10 protein-coding genes are annotated in these 9250 nt (G+C 55.3%); 6 read left to right on the top strand and 4 right to left on the bottom strand.

Annotated elements, in window-relative coordinates:
* Nucleotides 1–456: IS66 family transposase (locus ACOI1H_RS21590; protein ID WP_422440077.1), on the top strand; the 456-nt coding region annotated here is incomplete at its 5' end.
* Nucleotides 457–1148: 692 nt separating this feature from the next.
* Here the strand turns inward: ACOI1H_RS21590 and ACOI1H_RS21585 are convergent.
* The 3 genes from ACOI1H_RS21585 to ACOI1H_RS21575 form a co-directional block, all read right to left on the bottom strand.
* Nucleotides 1149–1826 carry an RES family NAD+ phosphorylase gene (locus ACOI1H_RS21585; protein ID WP_422440075.1) on the bottom strand — a complete coding sequence of 226 codons (678 nt, stop codon included), beginning with the start codon at nucleotides 1824–1826 and terminating at the stop codon, nucleotides 1149–1151.
* On the bottom strand, nucleotides 1823–2596 hold the full coding sequence (locus tag ACOI1H_RS21580; RefSeq protein ID WP_422440073.1) for a hypothetical protein: 774 nt from the start codon (nucleotides 2594–2596) through the stop codon (nucleotides 1823–1825). Before ACOI1H_RS21580 ends, ACOI1H_RS21585 begins: the two co-directional genes overlap by 4 nt.
* A gap of 119 nt (nucleotides 2597–2715) precedes the next feature.
* Nucleotides 2716–3630, bottom strand: a complete 915-nt coding sequence (locus ACOI1H_RS21575) for a hypothetical protein (RefSeq protein WP_422440072.1) — start codon at nucleotides 3628–3630, stop codon at nucleotides 2716–2718.
* Nucleotides 3631–3954: 324 nt separating this feature from the next.
* On the opposite strand from ACOI1H_RS21575, the gene ACOI1H_RS21570 reads away from it, so the two are divergent.
* The 5 genes from ACOI1H_RS21570 (at nucleotide 3955) to ACOI1H_RS21550 (ending at nucleotide 8239) form a co-directional block, all read left to right on the top strand.
* A complete protein-coding gene (locus ACOI1H_RS21570; protein ID WP_422440071.1) occupies nucleotides 3955–4914 on the top strand; it encodes a BsuBI/PstI family type II restriction endonuclease in 960 nt (319 codons plus the stop codon).
* Between the two features lie 308 nt (nucleotides 4915–5222).
* The gene (locus ACOI1H_RS21565; protein ID WP_422440069.1) at nucleotides 5223–6083 is read left to right on the top strand and encodes a DNA-methyltransferase; all 861 of its coding nucleotides are present in this window, start codon (nucleotides 5223–5225) and stop codon (nucleotides 6081–6083) included.
* Nucleotides 6084–6292: 209 nt separating this feature from the next.
* On the top strand, nucleotides 6293–7093 hold the full coding sequence (locus ACOI1H_RS21560; protein ID WP_422440067.1) for a PolC-type DNA polymerase III: 801 nt from the start codon (nucleotides 6293–6295) through the stop codon (nucleotides 7091–7093).
* Between the two features lie 285 nt (nucleotides 7094–7378).
* On the top strand, nucleotides 7379–7669 hold the full coding sequence (locus ACOI1H_RS21555; protein WP_422440065.1) for a hypothetical protein: 291 nt from the start codon (nucleotides 7379–7381) through the stop codon (nucleotides 7667–7669).
* Nucleotides 7670–7855: 186 nt separating this feature from the next.
* Nucleotides 7856–8239 carry a type II toxin-antitoxin system VapC family toxin gene (locus ACOI1H_RS21550; RefSeq protein WP_422440064.1) on the top strand — a complete coding sequence of 128 codons (384 nt, stop codon included), beginning with the start codon at nucleotides 7856–7858 and terminating at the stop codon, nucleotides 8237–8239.
* 755 nt (nucleotides 8240–8994) lie between these two features.
* Here ACOI1H_RS21550 and ACOI1H_RS21545 read toward each other — a convergent pair.
* Nucleotides 8995–9250 (bottom strand): hypothetical protein (locus ACOI1H_RS21545; protein WP_422440063.1); only part of this gene is annotated, 256 nt, incomplete at its 5' end.

Here is a 9250-nt window from a genome sequence, read left to right as displayed (position 1 = left end):
AGCAAATCCCCCGACGACCGCCTTGAGGCGCGGCAACGCCTGTCGGCCCCGCTGGTCGCCGATCTCGAACGCTGGCTTCACGGCGAACGCGCGCTGCTCTCAAAGCATGCCAGGGTCGCCAAGGCGATCGACTACCTGCTATCGCCAAACCACTGGTCAGGATTCACCTCGTTCCTCAAGGACGGCCGCATCTGCCTGACCAACAACGCCGCCGAAAGATCGCTGCGCGGCGTCGCCCTCGGCAGAAAATCATGGCTCTTCGCCGGGTCTGAGCGCGGCGGACAGCGCGCCGCCGCCATGTATTCCCTAATCGGCACTGCAAAGCTGAACGGCATAGATCCGCAAGCATGGCTTGCCGATGTCATCGCGCGCATCTCTGACATACCGGTCTCACGCCTGCACGAGTTGCTGCCCTGGGAATGGAACGCAGCAACGCACCAGGTCAAGGCTGCCTAACCGCGGTCCTCGGCGGATGCTTACGAAAGGACGTGACACCTGCCACCTGCCGCGCAACCTGGGCTGTGTGGCTTTATGCCCAAGCACGCGATCTTGACGCCCTCATCGCGCTTGGTGGGTGGGCCGGTCCGCGCAGTGCTAAGCCCTTCGCTAAGCTTGTTGAGACCGGCCTGGAGCAATGGTTGCACGAGCGGGGTTGGGACTTTCAAGCGACCATATCGCACTTTCACCGGTCACAGTAGTGATGCTCCCCAGATTGAAATCCAGGGCTTCCTGATCGGTATTAATGCTTTGGCCGGGCACAATCTACCCCTGCGTCAGCGAAGTTTTTCGGCAAAGATCCTCTCCACCTCGTTCCTGTCGACGCAGGATCGAAGGACACACACCCAGTGGCGCTCGATGACACCCAGCCCCGACCATTCCTGGCGTAGCAGTGGATGTCATGCTCATTCTGTCGCCCACCGTTATTCCAACAAAGCATGCAGGATCTGACCCAATTGCCCTCCTCGAAGGTCTGCCGGATCATGAAATCGCGCAAATGCTCCCGAACATCGCCCCATTCCCTCGGCTGCCGCCCGGGACGGGCATCGACAACCTCATGCGCAAAGAGCCGCGGATCGGACAGGATCTCGTCCGCCGCACCAAGATCCAAATCCGAATACCAAGTGAGCAAGTCGGCGCGAGATCCTGGATCAGAGATCCTCGTATTCATATCCGAACGATTGCGCCAGCACCCTGATCTGACGGTCACAGGCCGGGTCTGCTACGGACCGGCTTGGCGCTATGGCGACAATGGCATCTGGAACCCGGTCTCCGAAAAGCATGATAGCGAAGGTCGGGCCAAACTGGTGGGATGTGTAGTGTAGGCCGTGGGCGCCAGGGCAGTCCCGATGAATAGCCTCCGCCCACGCGCGCGTCGTGGAATAGGTCGCAGTCGGCCCTGCAAGCAAGGCGTTCCTGTCTACGCCCAGGCGTCGCTGGCCCTGGACCGTGAGATCGACAAGTCGCAGATTTCTGGTCGATTGAAGCGTCGAATGCACTGAAGCACGCCACTTGTAGGGCCTGACGACAATACTGACCGATGCGCCTGTCGCCGGGTCTATAGAACACACATCAGGACTGCGCAGAATAATCTCACTGATAGCACATTCAAAGGTCTGGGCGGCGTAGATCGTGGGGATGATCGTGTCGTCGGGACGTCGAATGGGCGAAAACCTAGCGTTGCCGTATTCCGTGCCGTTGAACTCTGTGGCGCCGAAGTTGCTGGAATGGATGCGGTGCAGCTCAATTCCAGCGGGAAGATCGCGGTATGTCGCCCGCGACGCCTTCAGAGTTGCAGGATCTGGAATGTCGATCGTGAAAGACGTCATCCGTTTAACGGCTCCGCGATCTCGGCGGCAAAGGACTGCACGACACCATCGGTCTGCGCCGCCAGCACATCACAAGGCTTAGACCCGCCAAGACTGAGATTTGGACGCGTCAACCAATGCAGTAAGGCCATCCTCCCACCCCAGTCGTCTGTGCGCATACCCAGAAGAGTGAGAAGTGTCGGCTCTATGCGACGCTCGGCCACATCGAACTGAAAGAATGGATAGACAGCCTTCCCGCGCAGATCGAAGCGCAGGATCTTGTCCTTGGCCTCGTAGCGCTTCAGGGATGCTGACGGATTGGTGCCTGACAAGCCAAGCAAATCGCAGGCTTGCGATTGGTCGACCATACTCGCCGATGAGAGAACCTCGGTCTGCAATGTCGCCCGGGTCAACGCGCGGGAAATCGCCTCGTCCTGACCGGAGGCCATCCTGCGTTCGAGCATGTCTCGATAGGCTCCAACGATCTCATTGAACTCCTGTGCAAAGCTGGCCCCAAGAGCCTTTTCCACGGATTGTTTTAAGCTTGTGCGCGCAGTCTTCATCAGACTCTCAATATCGAGGATGGGACCACCGCGCATGTTGAGCGCAGATTGAAGATCATCGAAGATTGAAGCCAGGTCGAGATCGCTATGATCGATCTTTACCGCAACATTTACATCGATTGAGCCGAAAGCTGTCATCGCACTCCTACGAGATTTGAAGACAGGGTTATTCCTGACGCGACGCGACGCCATCTCATTGTGAGCAAAGCTGCTGGATGTGTTCGCCATGTGCGTCACCTATAAATGATATGAACATCTAAAATATAACGCTTATAGCCGTCCCATGCAAGGTCAGTGCTTCGGCGGTCGGATCTCCAGGTGTGCAGCGGCCGCGTCGGCGCCGGTGGTTAACTCCCGTCACCGCGCGTCACCTTCTGTGCTATCTGCCCCATATGATCCACAACGTCCTGAATCTTTGCCCTCTGCGCTGCCGTAAGCGCCTCAACAAGATCTTTCAGAGCACCGTCCGGATCGACTGCCGTTCTGACGGAGAAAAATGACAGGCGAGCGGCACCAGGCTGACCCACATCGAATGACACTTCGTCATCACCAACTTTCCGCGAGATCATTTTGACAAGGTGTCTGTTTGGCTCGGGGTTTGGTCCTTGGTCAAGTTCTTGCACAACACAGACTGTTGTTGCGCCGTGCTCTCTGCACGTCGCAAGAAGTTGCCAAAATGGGAGCTTTGATAGCGTAAATAGGACATCGCCGACCAGGAAATGCCCCTGCAACTTCCCGAACCCACGATCAGACCGCAAAAATTGCACATCTTGTGCAAGGCCGATTTCGATCAGCCTTAGAATCGTCGCTCCGAGGTGCTCTACCCGCCTGACATCCAACAGCTTTGTCGCAGCGATGATCGACTGTTCAGATCCCGCGCTCATCGCAGCCTCCAGAGCCACCTGACTCTTGTCGTCGGGAGCGGGAATATCGAGCACGCACGACATGAACTCCGTGCCGGCCTGATGCAGGATTGCCTGTCCCATCGGGCCGTAAAAGAGATTGAAGTCGTCGCCGTCGCCAAGACCTGTCTCGAAGTGTCTCCAGGCGTCTGTTGCTACGACAGCACAAAACGGCGCACTGCATACAGGATGGTATCCCAGCTGCTCCTTCGGTGCCGACGGAGCGAGGCGAGATAAAAGATCTTTACGAGCCCGTGCAAGAGCCTCTGATTTTACGATTGGTGTCACACCCAATGACGCGAAAAGTCGCGTCGATACCGCATCATTCTTCAGGCCAGTGGCTTTCGACAAGGTGGGCATATCGCTTTCCTCTGAATTGAACTTCAAGACTATGCTCAACCATACACGATACGCCAAATGCGCAAGAAAAATCTAAGCTACCGTCGCAAAATGCCGAATTTGACGAAGACAGTATGTCGGACCCTTCGACCTCAGCCGCAAAGGACCGGCGGTCTTGGTCGGCTTGAGTCGCTGATTTAGCTCGACCCGAGTGACCAAACAGTGGGGAAGGCATCCAAAGGCTAAGCCCCTGGTCCCTGAAGGATCACCCATTGAGCAAGAATATGTTTCCGCGTCAAAGGCGTTGATCCCACTTCATTCCTGAACTTAAGGAATGGAAAAATCGTGGCGCAGGGCTCGGAAAACGTGATCATGGAAGGGGGTGCCGCGGTTCCACGCGACCTCCTTCATGATCGCTGCCGCGCCATTGCAGAGGTTGCCGGAGTTCCATCCTCATGGGCTATCGTAGCCCTACTTTCAACACAGGCTCCTACTGGATTTTCGTGGAAAAATGCCCGGGGTCTGTCTTTTGCTCATTGTGCAACGACCGATCATATCGGTCAGCGCATTCACGAACTCATCGAGAAGCACTCGAGTGACCGTGAGCATATTCGCGATGAGCGCATTCGACCATTGCGGGTGATCGGCGTTGTCGAATGCGTCATCCGACGCGGCAACAAAGTGCACCGGTCCCACCTTGTGCCGAACTCATCGGACAACGGCTACCGTCTTTCAAAGGCCACTATCGAAGCACTTATCGGTGCGCCTCATGACTTCGAAGACTACCTTACCGGTCTCAAGAACGGCCTCCACTCTCCGTCCGATCCTGAGGATGACGCGCGCGGCAGTTGTGAAGCCTCAGAGCATATGATGATCCTGGAACGAGTCATCGCCGAGCATCTCCCCAAGTTTCACGCGGGGTTCGACCTTATCTGGATCGACAGTGATGGAGGAAGTCTCAGCGCCGGCGGACGGCAGAACGATCTTGCTGAGTGCGGCTTTAGTCTCGACCGGGGTGATGCCATACCCGACATTGTCTTGTTTGACCCAACCACGCGCCGCATGCGTTTCGTTGAGGCGATCGCATCTGGTGGCGAGCCCGACACCATCAAGCACCAACAGCTGCTTGCACTTTGTGCGCGATGGAACACCACATACGACGGCACTGTCTGCGCCTATAAGTCACGAAAGAAGGCGCTGGCTCGCCGATCTCGTATGACCCAAGCCGCGCGCTTAAGTCATGCATGGAGTGTGAGCGACCCAGACATCATCGACGCAGCCGTCAGTGCCTGGCCTGGAGCGTAAACAGTAAGTTTGCGCCCTTTGATCCGCTTTTCTGCCCAACGCCCAGATCACCTTGGTTCTGGAAAATATCTCAGACCTAAGATCCAGGGCGTTTGATGCGAAGGTCGTCCCGCCCTCGAGTGGAACCGGGAATGATGTTGGACGACAAATTTGCCCTCCGGATCACCGGAAACCACCACACCCAGGATGGACCTGACATTTCTTTGTGGTGAGGTTTGGGCCCAGACGACAGCAGGGCAATCGTTTCAAAAAAAAAGGTTCTATCGACCTCCCGCACAGAGACCTATTTCCTCAAAAAGGGAAATCCAGTGACAATTCTCGACCACAAATTTGAGGCCGCATCATCGCGCGTCATCGGGCAGCAGCGCCTTTTTGAAGGATGTGCCATCGAAGGTATGAAAAGCCTGTCCGCCGGCAGAGTAGATCGCATTGTGACCTCGCCGCCCTACAATCTCGATATTGCCTATGACCGCTATGACGATGGCGCGACCCGCGACGATTACCTGTCATGGATCGATCAAGCAGCGGCCGGTATGGCGCGGGTTCTCGCGACAGACGGCTCTTTGTTCCTGAATATGGGATCATCCCTCAAAGACCCCACAATCCCCTACCAAGTCATGGCCGTCTTCCAGAAATACTTCGTTCTTCAAAACAACATCATCTGGACAAAATCGCTTTGGGTCGAGGCGGCCGAGAAGACCTTCGGTCACTTCAAGCCCATCAACTCGCCGCGGTTCATAAACCATAACTTCGAGCACCTTTTCCACTTCACCCACGATGGCACCGTGCGCCTCGATCGACTGGCTGTCGGGGTTCCGTTTGAGCACGCATCGAACATCGCGAGGTTCGGCCACACCGAAAATGTCCGCTGTCGCGGAAACGTCTGGCACCTGCCTTACAAGACCGTCAGATCCAGACGCACCGGACGCGGCAATCACCCGGCCACGTTTCCTGAATCCCTGCCAGATATGTGCCTGCGACTCAGCGGGCTTGAGACCCCGCGCGGGCCAGCCCTCGTTCTCGATCCATTCGTAGGCACGGGAACCACGCTGGTGGCGGCTGAAAAACTCGGTCTGCCGGGACTCGGGTTCGACGTGTCTGCTGATTACCTTGATTTTGCTGAAGAGCGCATCAGGGAGCAACAGACAGCAGCGATTGCGTCTTACTGATTACGCATTCGGTCTCGTTTTCGGCGATCTGTTCGCTACAGATCCTCCGGGGGCGCCTGCGCACGGTCCGCCTAGGTTTGGGAAAACCAGGACACATCGAGTGATGGGATGTGCTACGGAGATGAGATGATTCAAGCAAATAGACCACACATGCAGTTCCTCAATCTTTCTCCTATTTTAGCGTAAATAGCAGAAAGATAGGAAACCACATGATCTTCTTAGCAGTATTTATAATAGCGGTGATTGCGTTTGCGCTACTGAAATTCTTAGAAAGTGTAGAGGCGTCAAGAAAAGCTAAGGATTCCGAAGATAGATACAACCACAACAGGCCTGAATATTTGAGGCTACAAAAGAAATTTGATGATGTTCGGGGCAAGGGACCTGAAGAACAGGACAAGATTCATTTGGAGTTGAGGAGGATACGAAAAAAGGAATATACTTCAAGAAGTCGGAAGCAAAAAACACTTGCAGCTATTCATGCGTCGATGGGTGAATTTATCGTAGCTGACTGCGAAACAACAGGCCTCAACACGGAGAGCCATCGTATAATCGAAATTTCAGCGATTCGATTTAATATCGATGGGGGTCAAATCCATAGCTTTAGTCGTCTGATAAAATATAGAGGGAAACTGCCACAAAAGATAGTTGAGCTTACGGGCATAAGTGATTCGGAAATAAAAGCAACAGGACAAGACCCAAATGGCGTCTACAAAGAATTTTATGAGTTTGTTGGTGAAGCTCCGGTGTTCTTTCACAATGCGTCATTTGACCGAAAAATGATAGAAAGCAACGTAGCGCGCGTCCTTGGGTCTTCCGCAGTTCGCAAGCTGGACACGCACTGCACACTGGAAATGTCGCGCGAGATGCTCTCAAACCTTCCAAATCATCGATTGGCAACCGTAGCAAATTTCGTTGGTAGTTCCCACAAGCCCAGTCACCGTGGCATTGCAGATGCATTGGCTACGAAAGATGTCGTCATGTATCTTCGGAGGCAGGCTCTCGGTATTTGACACAAGAAGTTTTCACCGCAACAGAAAATGTAACAATGCAACCTGGGTCCGCCCAGGTTGGCGAAAACCAGGACACATCGGGGTCATAGCGCCCGCAATTTAGAGAGCGGCCGTCCGCAAGATGAGGATCGGGCCTGCCTATGGGTTCAACAGCACGCCGCAGGCGGATCATTCAGCCAAGTCGTCGATCAGCTCAATGAATGTCAAACTGCCAAGAATGAGTAAAGCGTTGGACAATTCAGGCATTATGTATTACATCAGTCCTATTGAGCGACAGGGTACAATATGGGCCAGGGCGAACAGGCAGGCGACACGGGCTTTGGGGCTATGCGGAGACGGTTCGCCATCGTCCTTGAAAGCGTCCGCGACCGCAGTCTTCTTGAACGGAAGACAGAAACTGTGACAGCTCGGATCAATCCCGAGCTATTGCGACTTGCCCGGGAGCGATCGGGCGTGGAGTCGACCAGTGCGCTGGTCGAACTGGCGATCGCAAACCTGGCGGCAGAAGATGGCTTTCCGGAGGCTTTTTCCCGGGCGCGCGGACGCGTGCCGGCCGACATTGATCTCGAAGTCTGACGGACGCAAGATTTGGATACAGTTAAGCTTCTGCGATCTACCCGCGCTGCAAGACGGGCCAACGAACTTCCCACACGCGAGGATGACGACCTCACCTTCCTTTCAGATACGCCACTCCTCGGTGAGCCACTTCTTCTGGATACATGTGTCTAAATAGATCAGTTGAGGGGTCGTTTGCCGGCGGATGTGGAAGACCGCGTCGTCGCGCGAAGCATCTTCCATTCATCGCTGGCCATGTCAGAGATCTGCTTTCCTTTCGGTCGCCTTGATCCTGCCGATACACGCACCGCGAATGCGTTGCAGGTCATTGAGGACCTCCTCTCTGAGATACCAGACCGACACATTCTCACCCCCTCACCGCAAGTGAAGATGCGGGGTGCGATCATGGCAGGCGTCATGGCGCGTGTGCTTGGATATAACGATGCACAGCGACGCAAAGCGCTCATGGATGGCATGCTTGCCGCACAAGCAGCACAGGAGGGCTTGCTCATCCTGACAAAGAACGTCGCTGACTTCGACCGCCTATCACAGCTCGAACCAAAGTTGAAGGTTGCCTTCTACCGGACTTGATGGCGCGCCACGTCTCAGCATCGATGAAGCCATGCTCGGTCCTGACCAGCTCAGGCCGGCAAAAACCACGATACATCCAAATCATCGCAATTGCAGCGTCCGGACCGGCAGCCTGTCTGCTGACACCACTTGCAGCTCGCGGCAGGGGTGATGTGCTGACGGTTGCGCCAGCACACATCCGACACGATAGAATGATTGCACGGTGTCGCTTTTGCTATTGTTTCGCAACCTTCCTGAGGGTTAAATACGCAAGCGGCGTCAGTGACGTGCCGCAAATGAACGAAGCGCCCATGGCTGACCAACCCTTGCACACTGTCGACTGGATCGACCACGGCCGCGAACCGCGATGTTTGCCGGACCCTGTGTATCCCGAGGGTAAGGACGTAGACGCGACCAATAATCGCAAGCCCGCATGCAAGGTGACTTTGCCCTATCCGGCCCTGCGCTGCGGTGCATACATCATAGAGTGTCGGTCCTGCGGTCTTCGCGCCTCTTTGACCACGGCCGGACGCCCTGACGATCCGCGATCGGTGCGGCTGCCATGCAAGCGTCTTCGAGAGAATTGAGCGAAGGCGAGGCTGGCCCATTTCTGGACCTACCTAGATGCGCACACAAAACCGCATTACCCAGGAATAGACTAAAGGTGACCTTCAGGTCAGTGATACCTTCTTGCTGGTCAGGGCGGCCACGAGATCATGTTCACCGAGCGATCGAGGGAAGATCACCACATCGGACTTCCGATCGACACTCAGTATTCAATTATCACCAAGACGGCGAAGATCAGGCAAGGTCTTTTGGATGCGAGCCTCAAGCATGGCCTCTGAAGATCCGGCTGGCAAAGCGATCTTGTCTCGAACCCGATATGACCCGGCTTCAGCTGAAACAGTCACTGCAACTCGCTCCCCTTGATCTGTCGTTGGTTCATCGAAGCTCTGGAAAGGCCCGCGGATCTCTATCGAAACGTCACGCTTGATTGAGATGCGTATTCCGGGGTCATCCGGCCACTGATTC

It is taken from the genome of Loktanella sp. DJP18 (genome assembly GCF_049310965.1).
GTDB lineage: Bacteria > Pseudomonadota > Alphaproteobacteria > Rhodobacterales > Rhodobacteraceae > Loktanella.
The sequence above is the reverse complement of the archived record's forward strand: the minus strand, read 5'-3'. Positions and strand labels throughout refer to the sequence as shown.